Origin of the sequence: Pedobacter sp. Leaf170 (assembly GCF_920984665.1) — a bacterium.
GTDB lineage: Bacteria > Bacteroidota > Bacteroidia > Sphingobacteriales > Sphingobacteriaceae > Pedobacter.
Genome location: NZ_CAKLBP010000004.1, coordinates 345,660 through 370,843, shown reverse-complemented (window position 1 = coordinate 370,843; position 25,184 = coordinate 345,660). Strand labels below are relative to the sequence as shown.

21 protein-coding genes are annotated in these 25,184 nt (G+C 36.6%); 6 read left to right on the top strand and 15 right to left on the bottom strand.

Annotated elements, in window-relative coordinates:
• The first annotated feature begins 6 nt into the window (after positions 1-6).
• The 3 genes from LUA90_RS12430 to LUA90_RS12420 all read left to right on the top strand — a co-directional run bounded on the left by LUA90_RS12430 (position 7) and on the right by LUA90_RS12420 (position 3,646).
• Positions 7-1,800: a RagB/SusD family nutrient uptake outer membrane protein gene (locus tag LUA90_RS12430; protein WP_231491154.1), complete on the top strand. Its 1,794-nt coding sequence runs from the start codon at positions 7-9 to the stop codon at positions 1,798-1,800.
• Positions 1,801-1,899: 99 nt separating this feature from the next.
• A complete protein-coding gene (locus LUA90_RS12425; RefSeq protein WP_231491152.1) occupies positions 1,900-2,913 on the top strand; it encodes a pectinesterase family protein in 1,014 nt (337 codons plus the stop codon).
• Complete coding sequence (locus LUA90_RS12420) at positions 2,888-3,646, top strand: rhamnogalacturonan acetylesterase (protein ID WP_231491151.1); 759 nt, start codon at positions 2,888-2,890, stop codon at positions 3,644-3,646. The genes LUA90_RS12425 and LUA90_RS12420 overlap by 26 nt, the downstream gene beginning before the upstream one ends.
• A gap of 80 nt (positions 3,647-3,726) precedes the next feature.
• Here LUA90_RS12420 and LUA90_RS12415 read toward each other — a convergent pair whose 3' ends face one another.
• The 11 genes from LUA90_RS12415 to LUA90_RS12365 form a co-directional block, all read right to left on the bottom strand.
• Positions 3,727-5,352: an NADP-dependent glyceraldehyde-3-phosphate dehydrogenase gene (locus tag LUA90_RS12415; RefSeq protein WP_231460594.1), complete on the bottom strand. Its 1,626-nt coding sequence runs from the start codon at positions 5,350-5,352 to the stop codon at positions 3,727-3,729.
• A gap of 117 nt (positions 5,353-5,469) precedes the next feature.
• Positions 5,470-6,915: an MFS transporter gene (locus LUA90_RS12410; protein WP_231491149.1), complete on the bottom strand. Its 1,446-nt coding sequence runs from the start codon at positions 6,913-6,915 to the stop codon at positions 5,470-5,472.
• 20 nt (positions 6,916-6,935) lie between these two features.
• The gene (locus LUA90_RS12405) at positions 6,936-7,598 is read right to left on the bottom strand and encodes a bifunctional 4-hydroxy-2-oxoglutarate aldolase/2-dehydro-3-deoxy-phosphogluconate aldolase (protein ID WP_231460592.1); all 663 of its coding nucleotides are present in this window, start codon (positions 7,596-7,598) and stop codon (positions 6,936-6,938) included.
• The gene (locus LUA90_RS12400; RefSeq protein ID WP_231491148.1) at positions 7,579-8,646 is read right to left on the bottom strand and encodes a sugar kinase; all 1,068 of its coding nucleotides are present in this window, start codon (positions 8,644-8,646) and stop codon (positions 7,579-7,581) included. The genes LUA90_RS12405 and LUA90_RS12400 overlap by 20 nt, the downstream gene beginning before the upstream one ends.
• A 113-nt stretch (positions 8,647-8,759) precedes the next feature.
• The gene (gene uxaC / locus LUA90_RS12395; RefSeq protein ID WP_231491146.1) at positions 8,760-10,160 is read right to left on the bottom strand and encodes a glucuronate isomerase; all 1,401 of its coding nucleotides are present in this window, start codon (positions 10,158-10,160) and stop codon (positions 8,760-8,762) included.
• Between the two features lie 96 nt (positions 10,161-10,256).
• Positions 10,257-11,903 (bottom strand): UxaA family hydrolase, encoded by a 1,647-nt coding sequence (locus LUA90_RS12390; protein WP_231491145.1) that lies wholly within the window; start codon positions 11,901-11,903, stop codon positions 10,257-10,259.
• Positions 11,904-11,905: 2 nt separating this feature from the next.
• Entirely contained in the window at positions 11,906-13,417 is a 1,512-nt protein-coding gene (locus tag LUA90_RS12385) for a tagaturonate reductase (protein WP_231491143.1), read from the bottom strand.
• A 34-nt stretch (positions 13,418-13,451) separates the two neighbouring features.
• Positions 13,452-14,483, bottom strand: a complete 1,032-nt coding sequence (gene pelA, locus LUA90_RS12380) for a pectate lyase (protein WP_231491141.1) — start codon at positions 14,481-14,483, stop codon at positions 13,452-13,454.
• Positions 14,483-16,411 carry a glycoside hydrolase family 88 protein gene (locus LUA90_RS12375; protein ID WP_231491140.1) on the bottom strand — a complete coding sequence of 643 codons (1,929 nt, stop codon included), beginning with the start codon at positions 16,409-16,411 and terminating at the stop codon, positions 14,483-14,485. Before LUA90_RS12375 ends, pelA begins: the two co-directional genes overlap by 1 nt.
• Before the next feature lie 6 nt (positions 16,412-16,417).
• Positions 16,418-18,088, bottom strand: a complete 1,671-nt coding sequence (locus tag LUA90_RS12370; RefSeq protein WP_231491138.1) for a glycoside hydrolase family 28 protein — start codon at positions 18,086-18,088, stop codon at positions 16,418-16,420.
• Positions 18,089-18,244: 156 nt separating this feature from the next.
• Positions 18,245-19,201 (bottom strand): pectinesterase family protein, encoded by a 957-nt coding sequence (locus LUA90_RS12365; RefSeq protein ID WP_231491136.1) that lies wholly within the window; start codon positions 19,199-19,201, stop codon positions 18,245-18,247.
• A 242-nt stretch (positions 19,202-19,443) separates the two neighbouring features.
• Between LUA90_RS12365 and LUA90_RS12360 the strand changes: the two genes are divergently transcribed.
• Positions 19,444-21,072: a glycoside hydrolase 43 family protein gene (locus LUA90_RS12360; RefSeq protein WP_231491134.1), complete on the top strand. Its 1,629-nt coding sequence runs from the start codon at positions 19,444-19,446 to the stop codon at positions 21,070-21,072.
• A complete protein-coding gene (locus tag LUA90_RS12355) occupies positions 21,069-21,860 on the top strand; it encodes a rhamnogalacturonan acetylesterase (protein ID WP_231460582.1) in 792 nt (263 codons plus the stop codon). Before LUA90_RS12360 ends, LUA90_RS12355 begins: the two co-directional genes overlap by 4 nt.
• Positions 21,861-21,905: 45 nt before the next feature.
• Here the strand turns inward: LUA90_RS12355 and LUA90_RS12350 are convergent, their stop codons facing one another.
• Positions 21,906-22,340, bottom strand: a complete 435-nt coding sequence (locus LUA90_RS12350) for a carboxymuconolactone decarboxylase family protein (protein ID WP_231460581.1) — start codon at positions 22,338-22,340, stop codon at positions 21,906-21,908.
• Positions 22,341-22,491: 151 nt separating this feature from the next.
• Between LUA90_RS12350 and LUA90_RS12345 the strand changes: the two genes are divergently transcribed.
• Positions 22,492-23,424: a hydrogen peroxide-inducible genes activator gene (locus LUA90_RS12345; protein ID WP_231460649.1), complete on the top strand. Its 933-nt coding sequence runs from the start codon at positions 22,492-22,494 to the stop codon at positions 23,422-23,424.
• 3 nt (positions 23,425-23,427) lie between these two features.
• Here LUA90_RS12345 and LUA90_RS12340 read toward each other — a convergent pair whose 3' ends face one another.
• The 3 genes from LUA90_RS12340 to LUA90_RS12330 form a co-directional block, all read right to left on the bottom strand.
• Complete coding sequence (locus LUA90_RS12340) at positions 23,428-23,868, bottom strand: hypothetical protein (protein WP_231460580.1); 441 nt, start codon at positions 23,866-23,868, stop codon at positions 23,428-23,430.
• Positions 23,869-23,959: 91 nt separating this feature from the next.
• On the bottom strand, positions 23,960-24,568 hold the full coding sequence (locus tag LUA90_RS12335) for a superoxide dismutase (protein ID WP_231460579.1): 609 nt from the start codon (positions 24,566-24,568) through the stop codon (positions 23,960-23,962).
• 141 nt (positions 24,569-24,709) lie between these two features.
• On the bottom strand, positions 24,710-25,177 hold the full coding sequence (locus tag LUA90_RS12330; RefSeq protein ID WP_231460578.1) for a nucleoside deaminase: 468 nt from the start codon (positions 25,175-25,177) through the stop codon (positions 24,710-24,712).
• Between the last annotated feature and the right edge of the window lie 7 nt (positions 25,178-25,184).

The window sequence follows — 25,184 nt, the reverse complement described above, 5'->3', positions numbered from 1 at the left end:
AGCAAAATGAAAACTAATTTAAAATTAATTATAGGTGGAATTTTTATCACCACAACACTTTTCACCGTTTCTTCTTGTAAAAAATTTTTAGAAGTAGAACCAATTTCATCTTTCGGTAACGATTACGTTTTCAGTAACGTAACAAATGCACAAAAGGCTGTTTTGGGTGCTTATTCAGCGCTTGGTGGCGACCAAGGCTACGGCATACGATTAAGTATGTATTATCCATACGATAATGATGAAATGATGGGTCAGGGTGGAACACCTTATCCGGATAATGAACGTAGAGATATTGCCCACTTTAACGTTCAACCTGCTAATACACAGTTGGCAGGCCCCTTCAATCAATTATATACGGGTATAGAACGTGCAAACATTTGTATAGATAATATTCCAAAAATGGATGCTTATACAAATGGTAGTGCAGCAGATCAAAAAGAACTCAAAAGACTTTATGGCGAAGCATTGGCTTTGAGGGCACAGTTTTATTTCGAAATTATTAGAAATTGGGGTGATGTTCCGGCTCAGTTTACCTCATCAATAAATGTTTCTGACCCATACAATGGTAGAACAGATAGAGATACCATTTACAACCGCATTATTAAAGACCTAGCTGTTGCTGCTCCTTTAGTTCCCTGGCGTACAGAATCTTCTGTAACAAGCGATAGATTAAGTCAGGGTGCAATTAGAGCGCTACGTGCCCGTTATGCTTTATTTAGAGGTGGATATTCTTTAAGAAGTGACAGAACTATGAAGCGTAATGCCGATTACAAAACATTTTATCAGATTGCTAAAGATGAATGTGCAATAATTATGGCCAGGGCCGACCATAAATTAAATGCAAGTTTTCAATCTGTTTTTAAAGATGCCTTAAATGCACACCGTTTTGAAGCAAATGGAGAAATACTTTGGGAAGTTGGTATGACCGGAGGAAGCTCGGGTGTGGGCGATAGTAAACTTGGTTATTACAACGGCCCTCGCCAATTTACAGTTGCCACGCCTGGTACAACAGCATTTGGAAATGCAGCCTTAACCATTTTACCAACTTATTTTTATGCTTTTGATGCAAACGATAGACGCAGAGATGTTACCTGTGCGCCATACGATAATAACCTGGAATTAACTTTACGTCCACGTTCTTTGGTTACCATGCTTGATGGAAAGTTTAGAAGAGACTGGCAAACGCCATCTGTTTTAACAAGCGCATCTCAGTATTTTGGTGTTAACTGGCCAATTATTCGTTTTTCTGATGTGCTTTTAATGTTTGCTGAAGCAGATAATGAATTAAGCGCCGGGCCAACTGCTGCTGCAAAAGCTGCTTTTGAGCAAGTGAGAGTGCGTGGATTTGGTGGTACAGCATCACTAATTGGAACTACGCCTTCAGATTATACTGGTTTCTTCAATGCGATTGTTAAAGAGCGTCAGTTTGAATTTGGCGGTGAAGGTATTCGTAAATATGATTTAATCAGATGGAATATGCTTGCATCAAAAATTGCTGAAACAAAAACAAACTTAGCGCTTATGGCAGCCAGGTCTGCTCCTTACGCAAATTTACCTGCAACCATGTATTACACACCAAACCAGGCAACTGTGGTATGGCTTAATTCATTTTACTCGCCATCTCCAACGGCACCTACTGGTTCGGCAAATGTGGCATGGGTTAATCCAACAACAATTAATAGCACATTACTTGCCTATTACGCAATTGCGTTTACACCAAATAAAAGCGAATTATTACCACTGCCGCAATCTGTAATTGATGCTAATCCGAAGTTGGGCGGACAGTTATACGGTTATTAAAAAATTTAAACCAAACAATTAATTTAAAAAGGGCTATTTTTATTAGCCCTTTTTTTATGACGAATTAATCTAATCGCTTTGCTAATCAATTCTAATAAAATGAAATTTATTTACTCAAAGGTTATCATCTTATTTCTTTTACTCGTTGCTGGAAGAGATTTATCCGCACAGAATAAAACTTATCTTTCAAAAATTACTGTTGATAAAAGCGGAACTGGCAATTATAAAACCATACAGGAAGCCATAAATTCAATACGTGATTTAGGGGCGCAAGAAGTTGAAATTTTTGTAAAAAACGGAACTTACAACGAAAAGATTATTATTCCATCATGGAAAACAAAAATTTTATTAATTGGAGAAAGCAAATCAAACACAATTATTACCAATAACGATTATTCAGGTAAACTGGTTCCATCTGGTAGGGATGAGTTTGGTAATGCTAAGTTTTCTACATTCACTTCTTTTACTGTGCAGGTAAAAGCGAATGATGTTACTTTTAAAAATTTAACAATTGCCAATACCGCAGGTAGAGTTGGCCAGGCGGTTGCTTTACATGTTGAAGGAGATAGATTTTCAGCGCTAAATTGTAGTTTTTTAGGGAATCAGGATACACTTTATTTGGCCACAGATAATAGTAGGCAATATTATGCTAGCTGTTATATAGAAGGCACAACCGATTTTATTTTTGGCTCGGCAACTGTTGTATTTGAAGACTGTACGATTAAGAATTTAACAAATTCCTTTATCACCGCTGCATCAACATTAAAAGCACAAACATTTGGCTTTGTATTTTTGCATTGTAAGTTAATTGCAGAAGCAGATGTAAACAAGGCTTATTTGGGCAGGCCATGGCGGCCTTATGCTAAAACAGTTTTTCTGTTCTGTGATTTAGGAAAACATATTTCGGCAGATGGCTGGAATCCATGGAAAGGTGATGCCATGTTTCCTGATAAGGAAAAAACAGTTTTTTATGGAGAGTTCAAAAATGTTGGCGAAGGCTCGGTAACGTCGCAACGCGTAATTTGGGCTAAGCAATTGAGTAAAAATGAGGCAAAGAAATATACTGTTTCAAATATTTTGTATGGTTATGATGGCTGGAATCCTAAAAAATAAATCAACAATAATTTTTAGCATTGTAGTGGTTTGCTCGATACTATTGATGTCTTTCGCAATTAAAAAACAAATCACAATTTACATAATTGGCGATTCGACAGCTGCAAACAAACAAGCAAAGGCTTATCCGGAAACAGGTTGGGGAATGGAGATTCAATCGTTTTTTAAAAAATCTGTGGTTATTGATAACAGAGCGCTAAATGGCCGAAGCACAAAATCTTTTTTAAATGAAAAACAATGGCAGCCAATAACTGAAAAACTACAACCTGGCGATTATGTGTTTATAGAATTTGGCCATAATGATGAAAAGATTGACAAGCCAGGTACAGGCACATCAATTAGTGAATTTAAAGCCAACCTTTGCAAATATGTTTTAGAAACAAGGAATAAAAACGCTATACCGATTTTGTTAACACCGATATCGAGAAGAAGTTTTAAAGATGGTAAGTTGATGGATACGCATGGCGATTATCCAAAAGCGACCAGAGCAGTTGCAGATTCTTTAAAAGTTCCACTTATTGATATGTTGGTTAAAACTGAAAGTTTATTGAAGAGATTAGGTGACAAACCATCAATTAAACTTTTTAACTATGTCGATTCCGGGCATGTGAATTATCCGGCAGGCAAGAAAGATGATACGCATTTAAGTCCTGAAGGTGCCCGGCAAATTGCAGGTTTAGTAGTGGAAGGGATTAAAGAACTGAAATTAAATTTGGTGAAGAAGTTGCGGTAAAAAATCGTCATTGCGAGGCACGAAGCAATCTTTACTAATAGATTGCTTCGTGCCTCGCAATGACGATTCGACTATTTACTTTAAAAAATATACTTCGTACTTAAGAAGTTAGAATCATCTCCGCTTACAATTTCGTTTAACAGTTTCTTATTATTATCTGTTAATTTGGTTGCAACTAACGAACGAATTGAAAACGAGCGTAAAGCATCAACAACTGAAAGCGTTCCTTCGGCACTGTCTTTTCTTCCGGTAAATGGAAAAACATCCGGACCACGTTGGCACTGGCAATTTACGTTAACCCTGCTTACCTGATTTACCAATGGATCGATAAGTGAAGAGATTACAGCCGCGTTATTACTAAAAATACTAACTTGTTGACCATGTGGTGAGCCAATTAAATACTCGATTGGTTCTTCCAAATCATCAAATGGAACAACCGGAATTACCGGGCCAAATTGTTCTTCACGATACAATTTCATGTTGCTGTTAACCGGATATACAATTGCCGGATACACAAAAGTCTCCAAGGTTTGTCCGCCGTTTTTGTTAACCACTTTTGCGCCATGAGATACTGCATCATCAATGCAATCTTTTAAATATTCTGGCTTGTTCAACTCAGGAAGCGGTGTTAATGCAACTCCTTTTTCCCAAGGCATTCCAAATTTTAATTTTTCTACTTCTGCTGATAAACGCTTTAAAAATTCTTGTGCAAGGCTGCGGTGTACGTACACAATTTTAATCGCCGTACAACGCTGTCCGTTAAATGATAATGAACCTAAAACAGTTTCAGAAACGGCTAAATCCAAATCTGCATCTTTAGTGATAATTGCAGCATTTTTTGCGTCAAGTCCTAAAATTGCTCTTAAGCGATTCACTTTTGGATGCAGTTTTTTCAACTCATTCGCAACCTTACTCGAACCAATTAAGGTTAATACATTTACCTTACCAGATTTCATTAATCCAGGCACAATCGTATTTCCTCTTCCATAAATGGTATTTACAACACCTTTTGGAAAACTCGAACGAAAAGCCTCTAATAATGGATAATGCAATAATGTACCATGCTTAGGTGGTTTAAAAAGTAGCGTATTGCCCATTATCAAAGCCGGAATTAAGGTAGTGAAAGTTTCATTCAATGGATAATTAAACGGCCCCATACACAATACAACGCCCAATGGCGAACGACGAACCTGAGCAATAATACCTTGTTCTTGTTCAAAACGAGAGGATTGACGGTCGATATCTTTTAAGGCATCAATAGTTGCATAAATATACTCAACGGTACGGTCAAATTCCTTGATAGAATCTGCATAAGATTTACCGATTTCCCACATAATTAACTTCGCAACAATTTGCTTTTGCTCAATCATTTTATGTGTAAAGTTTTCTACACAACTAATTCTATCCGCAACGCTCATGGTTGGCCATTGTCCGCGGCCATTATCATAAGCAGCAACTGCGGCATCAAGTGCTTCTGTTGATTCTTTTTCAGTGCAAACCGGAAAGCTGCCAATCCGTTTACGTTTTAAGCCTTCGGGCGTTTTTACACACACCGGCGAAAAAACATCATTGAATGGACCATTCCAGGTTTTCATTTCTCCATTAGAGAGAAACTCTTTCTGCTCTATTTCTTCGTGAAGCCTAAATTCTTCCGGAATCTGGCTTTCATCAACGAAAATGCTTTCGAGGTTTAAGTTTGTGCTCAAGTTGGTTTATTGTTAGGTTTATAATTCGGTAAATCTATAGTTTAAGTATAGATTTGTTGTTTAGTGCTTTTATATGTTTTTCTATGTGCCTTTTTTAAAGGCGCATGGAAAATGAATTTATTTTACTTCGACAATTTTATAAGTTGGTACCAAGGTTTTCATTACTATCCAGCCAATAAGGTAGGCAATGGCGCAAAAAGAAAATACAATGAAATAGCCAGCTTCTTTGCCTTGAAAACCCATAAAAGTCATTTGAGTATCGCCCGCAAAAGTAAACAGTACTCCAGAGCCTTTGTTTATAAAAAACGAGCCTAAACCTCCGGCCATACCACCAATTCCGGTTACTGTTGCAATGGCTTGTTTAGGGAACATATCACCTACGGTTGAAAAAATATTTGCAGACCAAGCCTGATGTGCCGCACCGGCAATACCAATTATTATAACCGGTAACCAAAAAGTATAGCCACCTAATGGCTGCGCAAGCAAAGCAAGTAAAGGGAAAAATGCAAAAATTAGCATGGCTTTCATTCTTCCATCATAAGGATTCATATTTTTCTTGCTTACAAAATACGATGGTAACCAACCACCAACAATAGATAACAAGGTAATAACATACAAAATGAATAACGGAAATGCACTTTCGGTACCATTCATTTTATAAATATCTTTTAAGTAAGCTGGCGACCAGAACAGATAAAACCACCAAACTCCATCTGTCATAAATTTACCAAAAGCAAAAGCCCAGGTTTGTTTAAATTTAAGGCAATCGGTAAATGATAATTTTTTTACTGGTGATGCCGCTGTAACCGTTTCAGAAAGTTGTTCGGTTACCACGATATCTTGCTGTATGTAGGCTAACTCCTCTTTACTTACACGTGGATGCGTTTCAGGTTTGCCGTAAAGTAGAATCCAAAAAAACATCCAGATAAAACCTAATGCACCGATAATTAGGAAAGACATTTCCCAACCATAAGCTTCTGCTATGTATGGAATGGTAACTGGTGCCGCTAATGCACCAACAGTTGCCCCAGCATTAAATATACTTGTAGAAAAAGCCCTGTCTTTTTTAGGGAAATATTCGGCTGTGGCTTTTATTGCCGCAGGGAAATTACCTGCTTCGCCCAATGCAAGTACAAAACGTGCGAAAATAAATAATGATAAACTTGTAGATAAAATTAAACTTGTATTGCCAACGGTTGAAAGGGATTCTTTAGCGCCTGAGAAACTTAAAGCCCAATCGCCGGTAATTAAACCAGAAGTTGCAATACCGCAGAAAGCATGAATACAAGCACCTACAGACCAAATGCCGATTGCCCACAAGAACCCCTTTTTGGTGTCCATCCAATCTACAAAACGGCCTGCTATTAACATCGAAATTGCATAAAAGAGAGAGAAAAGTGCGGTAATTGTGCCGTAATCGCTATCTGTCCAGTGAAATTCAGGAACGAAATAATCTTTCCAGGTAAGCGAAAGAACTTGTCTATCTAAATAATTAATGGTTGTTGCTACAAACAATAGCGCACAAATCGTCCATCTGTAATTTCCTTTAACTGATTGGTTCATTTTGGTTAGGTTTGTGTTATTTATTTGCTTTCTTTAATCAAATCAAGCGCTAATTTTGTGTTTTCGAATAAATCATCGTAAAGACCTTTACTCATCACCTCTTTACTAATTAATTTGCTGCCCATTCCAACAGCGCAAACACCAGATTTAAACCATGTTTTAAGGTTTTCTAAATTAATTTCTACACCACCTGTTGGCATAAAAAGTTGTCCGGCAAATAAATCTTTTATCGATGAAATAAATTCCGGACCTAGAATGTTAGCCGGGAAAATTTTAATTAACATGGCTTTATGTTCCTGTGCAATGCTGATTTCGGTTGGCGTCATACAGCCTGGAATCCAAAGCATACCAATTTTATTTGCAATTTCTGCAACTGCAGGATTAACAATTGGCGCAACAATAAAATCTGTTCCGGCTTCGATAAATGCATTTGCATCTGCCGGCGTTTTTATGGTTCCGATACCCAAATATAAATCTGGCATTTCCGCATCGCGAATTTCTTTTAGCTTTTTAAAATTTGGCAAAGCCGATTTACCACGATTTGTATATTCAAAAACACGAACACCAGCTTTGTAAAGTGTGCGCAAAATTTCTACGCTTCCAGCTTCACTATCCTGATAAAAAAGTGGTAACATGCCTTGCTCTAAAATGGCATCTAAAATTTTATGCTTGTTGCTTATCATTTCGTATAATTCTTTTTTCTATGTCGATTACGGTGCTGGTTGTTGCATCGCTCGGAATGTATAATTTATCGTAGGCAGCAGCCGTTGCAAAATCTAATGTTTCTTGTACACTGCGGTTGTTGTAAAAACCATAAATCAAGCCGCCCATAAAACAATCTCCGCTACCAACTTTATCTAAAATTTCTTCAGAAACGTATTCTGCCGAAACTGTTAATTCATTTTCAGTATAAATTGCGGTATAATATCTAATTCCTTTTCCATTATCAAAACGGAAAGTATTTGCAACCGCTTTACATGCCGGAAAATCTTTTATTATCTCTTTAGAAGTTTCAATTGCCTGTTGTAGTAGCGTTTCTTTTGCATAACCTTCGGATGGTTTTAAATCATCATGCAGGTTAGTGCCCAACATTTTGTTTGCAGCCCAAACGTTACCCATAATCAAGGTGCAATATTTGGCAAGTTCTGGTAAAATTTCAATAGGTTCTTTACCATATTTCCAAAGTTTAGAACGGTAGTTCAAATCAAGAGAAATGGTAATGTTTTTTGATTGAGCAGCTTTTAAGGCTTCAAGGCAAACATCGGCAATATTTTGATCTATTGCCGGACAAATTGCACTGAAATGAAACCAGGTTACACCATCAAAAACTTCATCCCAATTTATCTGTCCGGGCATTAAAGTTGCATAAGCAGAATTTGCCCTATCATAAATTACGCCTGCATTTTTCAAGTCTTTTCCCTTTGGTAGATAATATAAACCCAACCTATCTCCATGGTAAACCATGGGTTTGGTATCAATATTTTTATGGTTTAAATAATCAATAATCTCATCAGTAACCGAATTTTTAGGCACAGCCGATAAATAAGCAGATGGAACATTCCATAAAGCTAGGGCAGTAGCAACATTTAGCTCTGCACCGCCAATGTAAAAAGGGAGCTTATTTTCTTTAAGCCATTGTCCATCCATATCAGGGCAGATGCGTAAAAGCAATTCGCCAAAGCTTAAAACTTTTTCTCCTTTTCTTAATGAAGATGATATCGGGTTGCTCATTTTTTTGATTAATCGGCGTGTTTACGCTATTTTGATAGCTGAAATATAAATTTTAGGAAAACGATTGAAACGATTTGATTCTAAGGATTTTCCTGATAAAAGCTTCGTTTTGGTTAAAATTTAAAATAATTTTTCGCGTTAAAATACGAAATATCCTTAACTATCTTGCCAATCCACTCAATGTCGTTCGGTAACTCTCCGTTCTCTACATCTGTTCCAAAAAGGTTACATACAATTCTTCTAAAATACTCGTGGCGTGGAAAAGAAAGGAAACTCCTAGAATCTGTTAACATGCCCACCAAGCGGCTTAAAAGGCCCATGTTTGATAGCGCATTAAGTTGTTTAATCATACCATCTTTCTGATCTAAAAACCACCATGCAGAACCAAACTGAACTTTTCCTGCTACAGAACCATCATTGAAATTTCCAATCATGGTAGCAATCAGTTCATTATCTGCAGGGTTTAAATTATAGATAATGGTTTTAGCCAATTTATCCTGTGTATCTAATCTATTTAAAAACTTAGAAAGCATTCTCGCCTGACTAAAATCACCAATAGAATCCCAGCCTGTATCTGGCCCGAGTTTGCTTAACATTCGGGCATTATTATTTCTTAAAGCGCCTAAATGATATTGTTGAACCCAACCTTTTTCATGGTCCCATTCTGCAAAGTAAACCAGCATAGCTGATTTGAATTTTAGATTTTCCTCATAAGAAATGTTTTGCTTATTTCTGATTTTGTCAAATATTGAAGAAATTTCTGCTTCCGTGTAATCTTCTGCATATATCTGCTCTAAACCATGGTCGGAAACTGAACAGCCATTCTCGCTAAAATAATCATGGCGGCTTTTTAAAGCATCGATATAATTTTGGAAAGTGCTAATACTGTTGTCTACAACTTTTTCCAGCTTATCAATATATTCATTCAAGCCTGAAACATCATCGCTATTCATTGCCTTATCTGGGCGAAATGCAGGTAACATTTTAAGTTTAGCGCCTTCATTAGCGAGTTGTTGATGAAAGTTTAAGCTATCCAAAGGATCATCCGTTGTACAAACGGCTTCAACATTCATTTTAGCAAGTAAACCACGCACTGAATATTCTGGAGTTTGTAGCTTCGCCGAGCATTCATCGAAAATTTTTCTAGCTGTTTTACCGGTTAATAATTCACTTATCCCGAAGTAGCGCTGAAGCTCTAAGTGAGTCCAATGGTATAATGGATTTCTTAGCGTGTAAGGAACGGTTTCGGCCCATTTCTCAAATTTCTCAAAATCAGAAGCACTTCCGGTGATAAATCTTTCATCAACTCCATTTGCACGCATAGCCCTCCATTTGTAGTGGTCTCCGGCAAGCCAAACCTGACTTATGTTTTCGAACTGAACATCATTGGCTATTTGTTCAGGAATCAAATGGTTATGATAATCTATAATAGGCAAAGCCTTAGAATACTCATGAAATAACGTTTCTGCGGTTTTGGTTTCTAAAAGAAAATTATCATCTAAAAAAGGTTTCATGCTAAAATATGTTTCAGATATTGCAATGCACATGCTTATTGCTAAAATCTATTATTTTTAAATTAATTATTTATTTTGTCTATTCAGATATCTGAATTATAAGCTAACGCCTCTTTTCCAAGGGATAAAATCATCTTGATTTAGTAAAACAGCTTTAGGAATTACCTCACCACTGGCTGCTTTAATGCAATATTCTAAAATATCTTCGCCCATTTGTTCAATGGTTTTTTCACCTTCTATAACTGGTCCGCAGTTAATGTCAATAATATCACTCATTCTTTTAGTAAGTGCATTATTAGTAGAAACTTTAATTGTTGGGCAAACCGGATTACCAGTTGGTGTACCTAAACCTGTTGTAAATAAAATCAACGTTGCACCAGATGCCGCTTTACCGGTTGTGGCTTCAACATCGTTTCCAGGTGTGCAAACCAGGTTTAAGCCAGGTTTTGTTGCCGGTTCGGTATAATCTAAAACATCTTCAACTGGCGATGTACCGCCTTTTTTTGCCGCTCCGGTACTTTTTATCGCGTCTGTAATAAGCCCATCTTTAATATTTCCTGGCGATGGATTCATAAAAAATCCTGAGCCAACATTTTCAGCTGCCTGGTTATAATTGGTCATTAACTGGATAAACTTACGAGCCGCAGTTTCATCTTTTGTTCTATCAATAAGTTGCTGCTCTGCACCGCATAATTCAGGGAATTCAGCCAATAAAACTGTACCGCCAAGTGCAACCAGTAAATCAGAGGTGTAACCTACTGCAGGATTTGCGCTGATGCCGCTAAAGCCATCGCTTCCACCACATTTTACGCCTAACACCAATTTATTTAAAGGTGCCGGCTGACGCTCGAATTTATTGATTTCGGTTAGGCCAATAAAGGTTTTACGAATGGCCTCTTTAACCAGCTGTTCTTCGCTTTGCGATTGTTGCTGCTCAAAAATGAATAGTGGTTTATCGAAATTAGGGCTACGTAATTTTAAATCGTTAACAAAATCCTGAACCTGCAAATTTTGGCATCCTAAGCTTAAAACGGTTACTCCGGCAACATTTGGATGATCGGCATAAGCTGCTAAAAGTTTGCTTAAAACTGCCGCATCTTGGCGAGTACCGCCGCATCCGCCCTGATGATTTAGAAATTTAATTCCATCAACGTTTTTAAAAATTCGGTTTGAAACATGATTGGCCTGTGCAATAGAATTACTATCTGTTTCACTCAAATTCTCGCCATTTTTATAGGCTTCTACAAGGTGTTGAGTATAGGTTTTATATTTATCGGTAACTGCGTAACCTAATTCGTTATGTAATGCTTCTCTTATCACATCCAGGTTACGGTTTTCGCAAAATACGGTTGGAATAAACAGCCAGTAATTTGCTGTGCCAACTCTGCCATCGTTACGTATATAGCCATTAAAGGTTCTGCCTTCGAATTTAGAAACATCAGGTGCTTGCCACTCATAATGATATGGTCTAAATTCATAAGGGTCGGAAGCATGTTTAGTGTTCTCGGTATCCATCAAGCCGCCTTTTAAAATAAAATGCTGTGCCTTCCCAACCAATACGCCATACATTATGATGTGATCGCCTTCATTCATATCCTGCATAAAAAATTTATGCTTTGCCTGAATATCATCCTGTAAAACATATTCGTGGCCATCATGTATAATGGTTTCTCCTTTTGCAAGATTTTGCAAAGCCACTAATACATTATCATTCGGATGAATTTTTAAAATTCTTGTTACCATTTTTAAAGTGTTCTTTCTGAATGCAAATTACTCAAAGTTTCTTTTGCACCCTTATTTTGTAATAAATTAACGTAGTTTTTAATGGCTGCGTTAAAGCCCGGATAGTTATTTAAGTTTTTATCCCACAAACGTCTATCGCCTAAAATGTTGTCGATTGCAGTTTCAGGATTTTTCCAGTATTCATATAATATTTGTGCAAACTCGTCATCAATAGCAAAATTCTTATCGTTTACATTCGCTGTAAATGTTTCGCCATCTTTTTTAGTGTTCATGAAAATGATGTACGCTGCCAAACCAACCGCCATAAATGGTGGCACTTCGTTTTTCTGACTATAATATTTTCTGATTAATGGCATATTCCGCATCTGCATCTTCGATGTAAAATTCAGCGTAATGGCTTGCCATTTATGTTCTAAAAATGGGTTGCTAAACCTATCGATTACACTTTTAGCAAAGTCAACGGCATCATTATAAGTAATATCGTCGTTCTCCAAAGATTGTGCAATTTCATTTTGCATTAGGGTAGATACATAGCTGGCGAAAACTTCATCAGCCATTGCTTCTTTAACTGTATTAAAGCCCGAAAGGATGGCTAATCCACAGCTGAAAGTATGCGTACCGTTTAATAAGCGAAGCTTAAGTTCTTTAAATTTATTGATTGACGGAACAATGAAAATTCCTTTATCCGCCTTTGCGAAAGATAAAATTTCTTTAACCTTTTCATTTGATGATTCTATTGCCCATAAACGGAAAGGCTCCGCCATAATCATCAGTTCATCGCTATAACCTAATTGTTTCTCGATAGATGCCTGAGCTTCGGCAGGCAGTTTTCCGGGTACAATTCTATCTACCAGAGTTTTACAGAAATGGTTAGCAGTTTTTAACCATTGCTGAAAATCCCAGCTAAGTTTGTTATGAATAGCTAAATTCAATAAAATGTCTTTAAGCTTATCTGCATTATCGCTAATTAATTCTGTTGGCACGATAACCATTCCGCTTTCAACAGATCCGTTAAAGGTTTGAAATCTCTCGTGTAAAAAGGCCAGTAATTTACCCGGAAAAGATTGTGGAGGTGTATCTGTAATTTTATCTTCACTGGCTACAATGCCAACTTCAGTTGTATTTGAAATTACAATTTGTAACTCCGCATTTTGTGCAGCCTTTAAAATTTCTGCCCAATCCTGCGAAGCAGATAAAACTCTGCTTATTGAAGAATTGATGGTATTTTCCTCTACATTTTTTCCATCTTCGATTCCTTTAACACAAAGCGTGTATAGATTATCTTGTTTAGAAAAAGCATCAGCACCGCCTTTGGCAGTCGATTTTACAACCAAAACGCGACCGTTAAATATACCATTGCGATTTGCCTTATCGATAAAATAATCTGGTAAGCCACGAAGTAAAACACCTGTGCCAAACTGAATAACTCTTTCGGGCAATTCTAAAAGTTCTGCCGCAGGGATATTAACGTTTTCTGCGTTTATGTTTTTTAAATTTTCTTTGTTTAAAATCATTGTTTTCTTTTTTGCCGTCTATGACGAGTTTATCTTATTTTATTCCGTTGGTTGTTAACCATTTTGGATATTCTTTTTCTAATAATTTTTGAGCGAAGTTGCCATACCATGCGTAACCATTTCTGCGTTCTGGCAATAAATCTTCGAACTTTAATTTTATGCTGTTATCTCTGTCTCCAAAAATTGGGATATTCTTTTCTAAATCATAAAATCTTGCCCAAACTACACTTTTATCATCTTCTAGCAGCGCCGCGTTTTTGCCTGTCGAGTTTTCTGTTCTATCAAATCTATAGCCCGAAATTTTATATTTTTCAAACCATTTTACAGCTGAAGAAATAGATGCTTTTATTTCAGGTGATGGATTTGGCAAACGCATCAAGAACCGAACAATACCTACAGATTCAGCTGTGCTCAGAGATGCTGGTTCAAAATTTCTTGCTTTTGCAGGCAACATTGAATCTTTATCGTATTGTGCAGCCCAAATGGTTAATTGGCCGTTTTGCTTTACCTGTGTTTTTAAAATACAATCGATTCCATTTCTTACAGCTGCTTCGGCTTTTGGAATGTAAGATTGATTCACCACATCAAAACCATTAGCTTTTTTAATAATATCTTGAAGGATATTCAAAATATTAATCATTGCATCATCGTTATAAGTAATCTGCGAACGATAAAGCGATTTGTCAGGATAATATTGAGGCCAGCCACCATTTTTGTTTTGTGCAGATAAGGCATAATCTAAACCCTTTTCGGCTGCTTTTAAGTAAGCTTCATTTTTGGTAGTGTTGTATGCTTTAACCAGATAAGTAATTTCTCTGCTGGTTGCCTTATTATCAAAAGTTGCATGTAAAACAGTGGTTGCTTTAATTTTTGATAATAAATCATCATTTAAAGTAGCACCATAATTTACCACGCTTTTATCTTCTAGTTGTTTAGGCCAGCCGCCGTTTGCCAATTGATAAACCAACATTTTATCGGCTGTGCTATCTGTTGGCTTTTGCGCATAACAAGATACCAGCATAAAACTGCATAGGAGGGATGATAATATTCTATATCTATTTATCATTATTTAGCCGCCGCTTGTTTGATTAACCAATTTACTAAATCGTTTGTTGCTTTGAAATTTTCAAGGTCTTTCGGTAATTTTCTACCATCAATGTATTCATTGTAAAACCAAGGGTCGCCAACCGCGAATACAGTTCCTTTTCCATATTTTGCTGTCGCGATTATCACATCGCCATTATCGGTTAAAGCCGATACCGCGGGTTTATTAATCTTTATAGTAGAAATTTCTTTGATGTAAACTTTTTTAGCGGTTTTAAAAATTGTATTTCCTTCCGGGATTTTTATAGCACCTTGCTCAAAGTTTAAACCCTGAACTTTATTTCTGCTATCCTCGTTAAAATGGATGCCAAACGTTTCTGGCAAAACATTAAATTTTGTTATTTCACAATTTCCAGCATCGTTTAAAAGCAGTACCAAAACACCGCCGGCTTTTACCCATTCGCTTACTTGTTTGGCGTGTTCTGCATTCATAAAGTTTGGCGTTGCGGTTTCTTTTTGTGTATCCGGATCTACGATTATGTAAATATCCGTGCCTTTTAAATTTGCAGTTGTTGGTGCCGTCTTTAACGTTGAAGTCGCTACACCTGCATCATTAAAAACCTTACCAAATAGAGAAAAACCGTTATTGTCATCTTCATCCCAAAGGTAATGGAATGGAATTTTGTCGCCCGTTGGGCCGGTCATGTATTCGTTGTTAAAAAAATTATCAACCGTAACCTTTAAGCCTTTTCCTGGTTTTGGCAAGGCAGCTATTTCCATTTCTGCCGAAGCGCAAATGAAAGCGCCAACACCTTTCGGGTCGTTTGTGATAACTTTTTCGCTGATGTAGTACTCAAAACTACCGTCACGGTATCTAGGTTTTCCACCCAATCCCGAAACGGAAACGGTTTTAGTTAAATTTACTCTATCGGTTCCTGCCGGTTCAATAAATTCCTTTTTTAAACCTGCATAACCTTTATTCGCCGCTGCGGCAAAAGATTTTTGCAACCAGCCTTTTCTAACACCTTTTGCTAAGCCATAAACAAACATGCTCGATGCTGATGATTCCAGATAATTTCCTTCACGTTTAGGCATATCCAAAATATCAAACCAAACGCCAGATTTTGCATCCTGGTACTTTACGGTTGCTGTGGCAGTGCGATTTAAAATCGCTAGCAATTCATTGTATTTTGGATGATTTTTTGGGAAGTAATCTAAAACATCAACAAGCGCCATTATGTACCAGCCCATTGCTCGTCCCCAAAAATTTGGCGATTTTCCAGTTGTTTTATCTGCCCATTTTTCTTCGCGACTTTCATCCCATCCGTGGTAAAGTAAACCGGTTGTTGAATCTCTGGCATTTTTTTCCATCCAGATAAATTGATTGGCAATGTCATCAAATGCAGCATCTTTTTTCATTAAGGCCGCATACTCTGCATAAAATGGCTCGGCCATGTATAATCCATCCAGCCACATTTGGTTTGGATAGATTTTTTTATGCCAAAAACCACCTTCTTTGGTACGAGGTTGTTGCTGTAATTGGTCGTATAACTTCGTTGCTGCTAATAGGTATTTCTGCTGTCCGGTAACTTTGTAAAGCAATAATAATGCTCTGCCATTCTTTACATTATCAATATTAAAATCCTCGGCTTTATAAGTAGTGATGTTGCCATCTTTATCTAAATAAGCATCCATAGAATATTGGATGTACTTAAAATAATCGCCATTTCCGGTGATTCTCCATACCAATGCGGCACCTTCCAAAACAACGCCCATATCATAACTCCATTTTGGTCCTTTAGCCGTTTTCAAGACCGTTGTATCCTGAAAAAGTTTCTCCATGGCCGTTAATGTGAGCTGTTCTGATAATTGCTTTTGCCCGAAGCTACCGATGGATAAAATACTCAATCCAAGTACAGCAACGGATTTATAAATGACAGATAATTTCATGCTTAATTATTTGGAAATTTCTAAAACTGATTTATTTACTTCTTCGCCAAAGGCTGATGTTTTTTTTGCTTTTGATACATCGGTTGCTAATACTTTAACGCCTTTGGTTTTTTCTCCGTTGATATTAAATAAAAGCTCCGCATCTTTTTTGTATTGCAAGCCGTTTATATTTACATTACTTGCGTTTTGGATAGTTACAACCGGATTTGTATCCTCCGTTATAACGTTTACATTTTTTAAGAAAATGCCCGAAGCTTCGATAATTTCGATACCTTTTTTAGCTTGTATCGTTACATTTTCTAAGTGAACATCTTTAATATTCATCTCCGGCAATCCTCTAAAAAATATGGCTTTCGAAGCACCATTAGCTACAACATTTTTTATGTAGAAGTTTTTGAATTGTGGCGTAGCTTCTGTTACCGGAACGGTTACCGTTTTTATGGCTTCGCGTTTTTCACCAGCAAGTTGAATCGGGTCTTGCGCAGCATAATACATATCAAAAAGAATCGCTTCACCCGGAATATCAATCATGTTAATTCTATCAATATAAATGTTTTCTACAACGCCGCCGCGGCCACGTGTAGTTTTAAAGCGTAAACCAATATCTGTACCGATAAAAGAACAATCGTAAACCCAGATATTTTTAGCACCACCGCTCATTTCACTGCCAATTACAAAACCGCCGTGGGCGTGATAAACCACATTATTTCTAATAATTACATTTTCAGTTGCTACACCTCGTTTTCTCCCTGCTTCATCTCTACCAGATTTAATACAGATTCCATCATCGCCAACATCAAAAGTGCTGCCCTCTATTAAAACATTTTTGCAAGATTCGATATCAACACCATCACCATTTTGTGCAAACCAGGGGTTTTTAACCTGCAGGTTTCTTAACGTTAAATCTTCACAAAGTAATGGGTGCAGGTTCCAGGCAGGTGAATTTTGAAAAGTAACACCTTCTAAAAGAACTTTTTTGCAATTTGTAAGCACCAATAAATTAGGGCGAAGAAAATCTTTGATATCTTCGTAATCTGCTGCAGTTTTGCCCGGAATAATTACGCCTGCATTTTTGGTTTTAGAACCTTTTACAGTTTTTTCTGATGGATACCACATTTTTCCATCTTCACTAACAGAACCACCAGAAGCAACCAAGTTTTTCCATTGAGAATCGGTTAATTTATCCTTTTTTACCATTCTCCAGGCACCGCCATTACCATCAATAATGCCACTACCAGTAATTGCTATATTTTCGAGATTTAAACCTGAAATCGGGCTTTGGTTTCTCCACGCAGGTTGACCTTCCCAATTACCTTGTACCAGCTTGTATTGGTTAAAATCAGCCGTGAACTGCAATATTGCATCACGTTTTATGTGCAAGTTAACATTGCTTTTTAGCTCAACTGGTCCGGTAAGCCATAATCCCGAAGGAATTAAAACCACGCCGCCACCTTTTTGGTTCATTGCTGAAATGGCTTTGTTTATTTGTGCTGTATTTAAAGTTATGCCATCGCCTTTGGCACCGAAACTTGCGATGCTTAGGGTATCTTTTTTAAATTTAACCTGTTGGATGGTTGGTAACTTTTGATTTTGAGCTCCTGCAACGCCTGCAGAAAACAAAATGGCTGTAAATAATAGCCTTTTAAATTGGTTTAAGTAACCAGAATTATGTTTCATTAGCTGCTCGGTTTAAATATACTTGGTTGTTAATAAACAAGTGTACGGTCTTTACAGCTAAAATCGAAGAGAAATCTATGCAATCGTTGCCAAAGATTGTGGCAGAGAGGCTTGAGTATTTTTAGTTAACTTATTTGTAATAAGTAAATTAATGCTTTATTTGGGCTCCGGTATCCATCCTCGGAAAACGTTTTCCAAAGTGTAGAGTTGGTATTCTTGCCGTGTTAACTGATGAGCCCAGTTTACTCTTAAAGTTATTTTTGAACCTGCACCGGTATTATTGTATTCGGCGTAATAAGCTGTTTTTTCGTTACTTTCTTTACCCCAATTGTTCCAGCCTTCTGGTTTGATAACTGCTGATAAATCACAATTCAGAAAAGCAACTTTCGCATACGGACGCCATGGTCTTCCTAAATAAAAACTATTATCGGGCGCATCTCCCGTAACCTTACATTTATTAAAAACATAACCGAATTTTGTAGTATCGGCAGTTGATGCGGCAGAAATATAGCCCGCCTTTTTGCAAAATAAAGTACAGTTTTCGAACCAGGCGGTGGCTGATCCAAATATATAATCAACAGTACCTTCTATGTAACAATTTTTATAATACTGGCGATTATTCCCTCCATAAGTGTAGAGCGTGTCTTGAAAGCCTAAAAATCTGCAATTTATAAAGCTTGATTTATCACCACCAACCCAAACGGCAACAGCTTGTCCAACCGGGCCAGAAGAATTCTGGAAGGTTAAATTTTCGGCAGTAAAACCTTCTCCATAAATATAAAAACTAGCGGAGCCTGATGTTCCTTTTTCTTCGCCGAAAGCATTCTTTTTTTGTGCAAAATCATCATAAGTTAGAATGGTTTTGTGCAAATCCTCACCAATAAATTTTATATTTTTTTTTGAACCTGAGAGCACTAGTTTTTCTTTATAAATACCCTTTTTAATAAAAATAACGGTCACCTTATTTCTAAAGTCGGGCACAGCGTTAATGGCTTCCTGTACGGCTTTAAAATTTCCACTACCATCTTTAGACACGATAAAATCTGCTTTAACATTAGTTGCATAAACTAATGGGCTAATAAACAAAAGAAATATAAATAAGGCTAATTTCATATAATTTGGTTAGGTATAAATTAAAATCGGCTGCATTTTTTAGTTTCCTAATAAGCAGCCGAATTCTAAAACTAAAATATGATAAGCAATTGTAGTCATTAAACTTAAAGCTAAAAAACATTTGTCAGAATTTAAAAGTGCAAACGATATCGGGAACGATTGCACAACTCAAGTTGTTTTCGGGCTAAAATTCAACTAAAATTGCTTAACCAAATATAATTTCTACCATTTCAAACGAGCCTATGAAATACTTTGTATATACCTTCTTTCTGGTTAATATTAGCTTATCTCTTCATGCCCAAAATACGCTAAACATTTCAAAAGTATGGATATCTGATTTGGGAAATGGTCGGTATAAAAATCCGGTTATAAATGCCGATTATTCAGACCCGGATGCCATTAGGGTTGGCGATGATTTTTACATGGTTGCTTCAAGTTTCGATGCTGTTCCCGGTTTGCCAATCTTGCATTCGAAAGATTTGGTTAATTGGAAAATTGTGGCTCATGCCTTGCTCAAACAACCTCCGCTTGAGCATTTTGAAAAAACACAGCATGGTAATGGCGTTTGGGCACCCTCAATAAGGTTCAAAAATGGCGAATTTTATATTTACTATCCCGACCCGGATTTTGGAATTTATTTAACAAAAGCAAAAAGTGTTACCGGAACCTGGTCTGAGCCAAAATTAGTTATTGCAGGAAAGGGTTTGATAGATCCATGTCCGCTGTGGGATGAGGATGGTAAAATTTATCTTGCCTATGCCTATGCAGGTAGCCGTGCAGGTATTAAAAGTGTTTTAGCTGTTATGCCTTTAAATGCCGATGGCTCGCAGGCTAGCGGTAACGGCCAAATTGTTTACGATGGACACGAACTAGACCCAACTATTGAAGGACCCAAAGCTTATAAACGCAATGGTTATTATTATCTTTTTGCACCTGCAGGAGGTGTTTCAACCGGATGGCAGCTTGTTTTAAGGAGCAGAAATATTTATGGCCCTTACGAACGAAGGGTTGTGATGCATCAAGGTAAATCTACCATTAATGGACCACATCAGGGCGCTTGGGTTAATACAACATCAGGCGAAGACTGGTTTCTTCACTTTCAGGATAAAGATCCTTATGGAAGAGTTGTACATTTGCAGCCATTGAAATGGGTAAATGATTGGCCCGTAATTGGTTTGGATGAAGATGGTGATGGAATTGGTGATCCAGTTGTAAGCTATAAAAAACCAAATGTTAATCAGGTTTATCCAATTCAAACACCAGCAGAAAGTGATGAGTTTTCATCGCAAAAATTGGGTTTACAATGGCAGTGGCAGGCAAACCCGAAACCAACCTGGTTATTTACTGATGCTGCAAAAGGTGTACTTAAACTTTACACTGCCAAAATTCCTGATAACTCAAAAAATTTATGGGATGTGCCTAATGTTTTGATGCAGAAATTTCCGGCCGAGGAATTTCAGGTAACGACTAAACTCACGTTTAAACCAAATCCGAAACTCGAAAATGAAAGAACTGGTTTGGTTATTATGGGCAGAAGTTATGCAAGCCTTTTTGTAGAAAGTAAAAATGATGAATTGTTTTTAAGCATGGGCATTTGCCATAATGCAGATAAAGGAAAAGATGAGCAGGCAACCGAAATACTTAAATTAAAATCATCTACCGTTTACCTAAAAGTAAAAGTTTACGCTGGTGCAAAATGTAAGTTTAGTTATAGTGAAGATGGTAAAAACTACATCGAAATTGATAAAGAATTTCAGGCAGTTGCAGGCCAATGGATTGGTGCCAAAGTAGGAATTTTTGCTACCCGGAATACGCAAACAAATGATTCAGGGTTTGCTGAATATGATTGGTTTAGAGTTGATAAAATATGAGCAGGCGACTAATAATTTTGATGATGTTATTGTTTGGTTTGATTTTTCAGGCCTTTACACTAATTAAAAAACCAACTGTAATTTATTTGATTGGTGATTCTACAGTAGCCGACTATTCCTTGGAAGAAAATTATATGGCTAAAAAATATCCTATAACTGGATGGGGGCAGGTTTTTCAGCAATTCTTTAGTAAAGAAACACTTAAAAAATTAAACCATTTAATTGATAATGATACTGTTTTGGTTGTAGATAAGGCTAAAGGCGGGAGAAGTACAAAAACTTTTTTAGCAGAAGGCAGATGGACAGAAATTACAAAAAAACTTAAAAAAGGCGATTTAGTTTTAATTCAGTTCGGGCATAATGATGCCGCTAAAGATAAACCAGAAAGATATATTGATACTGCTGGATATAAAAAATTGCTAAGGTTGTATGTTAAGGAAACACGCGGAAAAAAAGCAATCCCGATATTGATTACTCCGGTTACCAGAAATTATCCATGGAAGGGTAAGGTGCTTGGAAGCGCACATGGTGATTACCCGGAAGCTGTTAAAGATGTAGCTAATAAAATGCATGTTCCGATTATTGATTTAACAAAATTATCAGCAGAATTCTTCACTGAAATGGGTCAGGATTTTGTGTCAAAAAACTATTTCATGAATTTAGATTCAGGTAAGTATGAAGCTTACCCAAAGGGACTAAAAGATAATACGCATTTCCAGACAAAAGGTGCAAAAGAAGTGGCCAGGTTGGTTTTTGATGAGCTGATAAAGATTAATAAAATGAAATAAACTTCACCTTTGGGCGCCATTTAGGCGGAGTTTATTTCAAAAGGTTTAGCCAACCATAGTTCTTGATGTTATCGCAATTCTATTCCAGGCATTTATAGTTACAATGGCCATAATAATTTGTGATAAATAATTCTGGTCAAATAACTTTGCTGCTTTATTGTACGTATTGTCTGATACGTGGTTTGTAATCAGCGTAACTTCCTCAGTTAAAGCTAAAATTGCTTGTTCTTCTTCGGTAAATAAATTGGTTTCTTTCCAGGCGTTTAATAAATATATACGTTGTTCTGTTTCTCCTAATTTTCTCGCATCCACACTATGCATATTTAAACAAAAGGCGCAACCATTAATTTGTGATGCTCGCATTTTTATTAATTCTTTATGAATTGGTGTTAGTTTGCTGCCAGCTAAATACTTTTCTAGTGCATACATAGCTTGATAAGCAGCTGGTTCTGTTTTTTGAATATCGATTCTACTTTCCATTATTTTTGTTTTCTGTTGATGTAAAGTTCTGAAACCCGACTGTTAAAAAACTTAATGTAGTTTAAGAAATAAATTAATCCATTTAATGGTAATCGTTTATTATTAATAGTTAAAACTTATATATTTGAGATTATTAATCGTTTTTAACTATATGACTTTAGTTCAGCTGGAATATATTGTAGCCGTAGATACGTACAGAAGTTTTGTAACTGCCGCAGAAAAGTGTTTTGTTACACAACCAACTTTGAGTATGCAAGTGCAAAAATTGGAAGAATTGCTAAGCGTTAAAATCTTCGATAGAAGCAAACAACCGGTAAGTCCGACCGAAATTGGCGCTCAAATTATTGCGCAGGCACGAATCATTTTACAAGAAAGCGGTAAGGTTAAAGAATTAATTAATAGTCAGCAACAAGATGTTTTAGGTGAACTTAGAATAGGCGTTATTCCAACTATAGCGCCTTATCTTTTGCCCGAGGTAATTTCTACCATGCTCGAAAAATATCCTGAATTAAAACTTATGATTTGGGAATACACCACCGAAGATATTATTCATCATTTAAAAACCGGCGTTTTAGATTGCGGCATTTTAGCTACGCCACTAACGGATGCTAATATTGTTGAAATGCCTTTATATTATGAAACATTTGTAAGTTACATTAGCAAAAACAGCAAATTATACAAGAAAAAAGCGGTTGATTCGGAAGATTTAAACGATGAAAACATTTGGCTTTTAAACGAAGGCCACTGCATGCGCAATCAGGTATTAAATATTTGTCGTTCTACTAAAAATAATCGATTACAAGGTTTAGAATACAATACCGGAAGTGTTGAAACTTTAATACGAATGGTTGATTTAAACGGAGGTGCCACTTTATTGCCAGAATTAGCAATAGCAGAATTGAGCGCCAAGCAAAGTGGAAAAATCAGGCATTTTAAAAGCCCTGAACCAGTGCGGGAAATTAGTTTAGTTACACATAAAAATTTCATTAAGAAAAGGATGTTAAATGCCTTAAAAGATGAAATTTTAGAAATTATCCCGAAAACAATGAAGCAAAAAAAGAAAAAGGATATAATTGGAATATAAGCCTTAGTTCATTTTTTCTGGTTTTGCTAATAAAAGACCATTGATGTCGCCTTCAACCTCTTCTTCGCCTTTTTTCTTCTTTTTATTAGATTTTCCGCTCAAACGCTCTTCGATAATTTTATCGTACTGTTTTGGCTGGTCGCCTTTTAAAACGTTACGAATGCTTTTAGTGGTTTCATTTTGCATTTTAAAATACTTGTCGGCATCTTCTTCTCTAGATGTTCCGGCCTGCTGACGTTTTATCAGCTCTGCTTGTTCTTTAGCCTGGTTAAACGTTAGGCTATAGATAATGCTTTTTTGCGTATCATTCAATTTTAGCTTTTTATCTAAATCCTCTACATTTTTCTTCGCGATTTCTGTAGGCGTAGGCATTTTATTTTGCTGTGCCTTTGCTAAATTACTGATGCCTATTGCGATTAAAAATAAAAATATAACCTTTTTCATATCTGCTAAAATTTATACGAAGTTATTAATTAATAAGAAAGCCTGCAAATTTGTGTTTTGCAGGCTCCCATATCATGCTAAAATGTGATGATTAAAGTGCTTTTTTGTAAAGTTCAGCAACTGCATCCCAGTTTACTGCATTCCAAATTGCCGCTAAATAATCCGGGCGTTTGTTTTGATATTTTAAGTAATATGCATGCTCCCAAACATCGATACCAAAAATTGGAGTACCTTTTACTTCGGCAACATCCATTAATGGATTATCTTGGTTTGGAGTAGATGAAACCTGAAGTTTTTTATCTGCACCAACTGATAACCAAGCCCAACCAGAACCGAAACGTGTAGCTCCAGCTTCTTGCATTTTAGTTTTTAAGTCAGCAAATGAACCAAAAGCATCATTAATGGCTTTAGCTAAATCGCCAGTTGGCTCGCCACCTTTATTAGGGCCTAAAACAGTCCAGAATAAAGAGTGATTGTAATGACCACCGCCATTATTTCTAACTGCAGCAGGATATTTTGAAATATTTTTTATAATATCTTCGATGCTTGAATTTGCTTCAGGCTTACCTTCTAATGCTTTATTTAGGTTGGTAACATAAGCCTGGTGATGTTTATCATGGTGTATTTCCATGGTCGTTTTGTCAATATGCGGTTCTAGTGCATCGGTTGCGTAAGGTAACGCAGGTAATTCAAAAGCCATAATATTATATGTTTAAGTTTAAAAATGTTTCTTGAAGCAAATATAACATTCGAACATTAAGTTTTGTTCATGTAATTATCATCAATTGCATTTGTGTTAGGTTAAATAATTGTAATGTTGATAAAGGCACATAGCAAAATATTACCTTTTCTTTTTAAAAAAATCAACCATTAACCTGCTGCATTCTTCTGCTAAAACACCACCTTTTAGTTTAGTTTTTGGGTGTAAAAGATTTGTATCTTTAGATAGAAAACCTCTTTTCTCTTCTCTTGCACCATATACAATTCGGCTAATTTGAGTCCAATAGCTAGCACCTGCACACATAACGCAAGGCTCAATCGTTACGTATAGCGTGCAATCGTTTAAATATTTACCGCCAATAGTTTGCGATGCTGATGTAAAAGCCTGCATCTCTGCATGAGCGGTAACATCATTAAACCGCTCGGTTAAATTGTAACCTCTGCCAATAATTCTATTTTTACTAACGATAATTGCTCCGATTGGAATTTCATTTTCTGCCAGGGCTTTTTCAGCTTCGGCCAAAGCAAGCTTCATGTAATGAATATCTTCCGCTTCAGGATTGTTATCTTCGAAATTATAAAAACTCATATTATAT

Excerpts from the sequence above, each read along its gene's own strand:
- LUA90_RS12430 (WP_231491154.1), top strand. The coding sequence starts at position 7 with ATGAAAACTAATTTAAAATTAATTATAGGTGGAATTTTTATCACCACA.
- LUA90_RS12425 (WP_231491152.1), top strand. The coding sequence starts at position 1,900 with ATGAAATTTATTTACTCAAAGGTTATCATCTTATTTCTTTTACTCGTT.
- LUA90_RS12420 (WP_231491151.1), top strand. The coding sequence starts at position 2,888 with ATGATGGCTGGAATCCTAAAAAATAAATCAACAATAATTTTTAGCATT.
- LUA90_RS12410 (WP_231491149.1), bottom strand. The coding sequence starts at position 6,915 with ATGAACCAATCAGTTAAAGGAAATTACAGATGGACGATTTGTGCGCTA.
- LUA90_RS12405 (WP_231460592.1), bottom strand. The coding sequence starts at position 7,598 with ATGATAAGCAACAAGCATAAAATTTTAGATGCCATTTTAGAGCAAGGC.
- LUA90_RS12400 (WP_231491148.1), bottom strand. The coding sequence starts at position 8,646 with ATGAGCAACCCGATATCATCTTCATTAAGAAAAGGAGAAAAAGTTTTA.
- uxaC (WP_231491146.1), bottom strand. The coding sequence starts at position 10,160 with ATGAAACCTTTTTTAGATGATAATTTTCTTTTAGAAACCAAAACCGCA.
- LUA90_RS12390 (WP_231491145.1), bottom strand. The coding sequence starts at position 11,903 with ATGGTAACAAGAATTTTAAAAATTCATCCGAATGATAATGTATTAGTG.
- LUA90_RS12385 (WP_231491143.1), bottom strand. The coding sequence starts at position 13,417 with ATGATTTTAAACAAAGAAAATTTAAAAAACATAAACGCAGAAAACGTT.
- pelA (WP_231491141.1), bottom strand. The coding sequence starts at position 14,483 with ATGATAAATAGATATAGAATATTATCATCCCTCCTATGCAGTTTTATG.
- LUA90_RS12375 (WP_231491140.1), bottom strand. The coding sequence starts at position 16,411 with ATGAAATTATCTGTCATTTATAAATCCGTTGCTGTACTTGGATTGAGT.
- LUA90_RS12370 (WP_231491138.1), bottom strand. The coding sequence starts at position 18,088 with ATGAAACATAATTCTGGTTACTTAAACCAATTTAAAAGGCTATTATTT.
- LUA90_RS12365 (WP_231491136.1), bottom strand. The coding sequence starts at position 19,201 with ATGAAATTAGCCTTATTTATATTTCTTTTGTTTATTAGCCCATTAGTT.
- LUA90_RS12360 (WP_231491134.1), top strand. The coding sequence starts at position 19,444 with ATGAAATACTTTGTATATACCTTCTTTCTGGTTAATATTAGCTTATCT.
- LUA90_RS12355 (WP_231460582.1), top strand. The coding sequence starts at position 21,069 with ATGAGCAGGCGACTAATAATTTTGATGATGTTATTGTTTGGTTTGATT.
- LUA90_RS12350 (WP_231460581.1), bottom strand. The coding sequence starts at position 22,340 with ATGGAAAGTAGAATCGATATTCAAAAAACAGAACCAGCTGCTTATCAA.
- LUA90_RS12345 (WP_231460649.1), top strand. The coding sequence starts at position 22,492 with ATGACTTTAGTTCAGCTGGAATATATTGTAGCCGTAGATACGTACAGA.
- LUA90_RS12340 (WP_231460580.1), bottom strand. The coding sequence starts at position 23,868 with ATGAAAAAGGTTATATTTTTATTTTTAATCGCAATAGGCATCAGTAAT.
- LUA90_RS12335 (WP_231460579.1), bottom strand. The coding sequence starts at position 24,568 with ATGGCTTTTGAATTACCTGCGTTACCTTACGCAACCGATGCACTAGAA.
- LUA90_RS12330 (WP_231460578.1), bottom strand. The coding sequence starts at position 25,177 with ATGAGTTTTTATAATTTCGAAGATAACAATCCTGAAGCGGAAGATATT.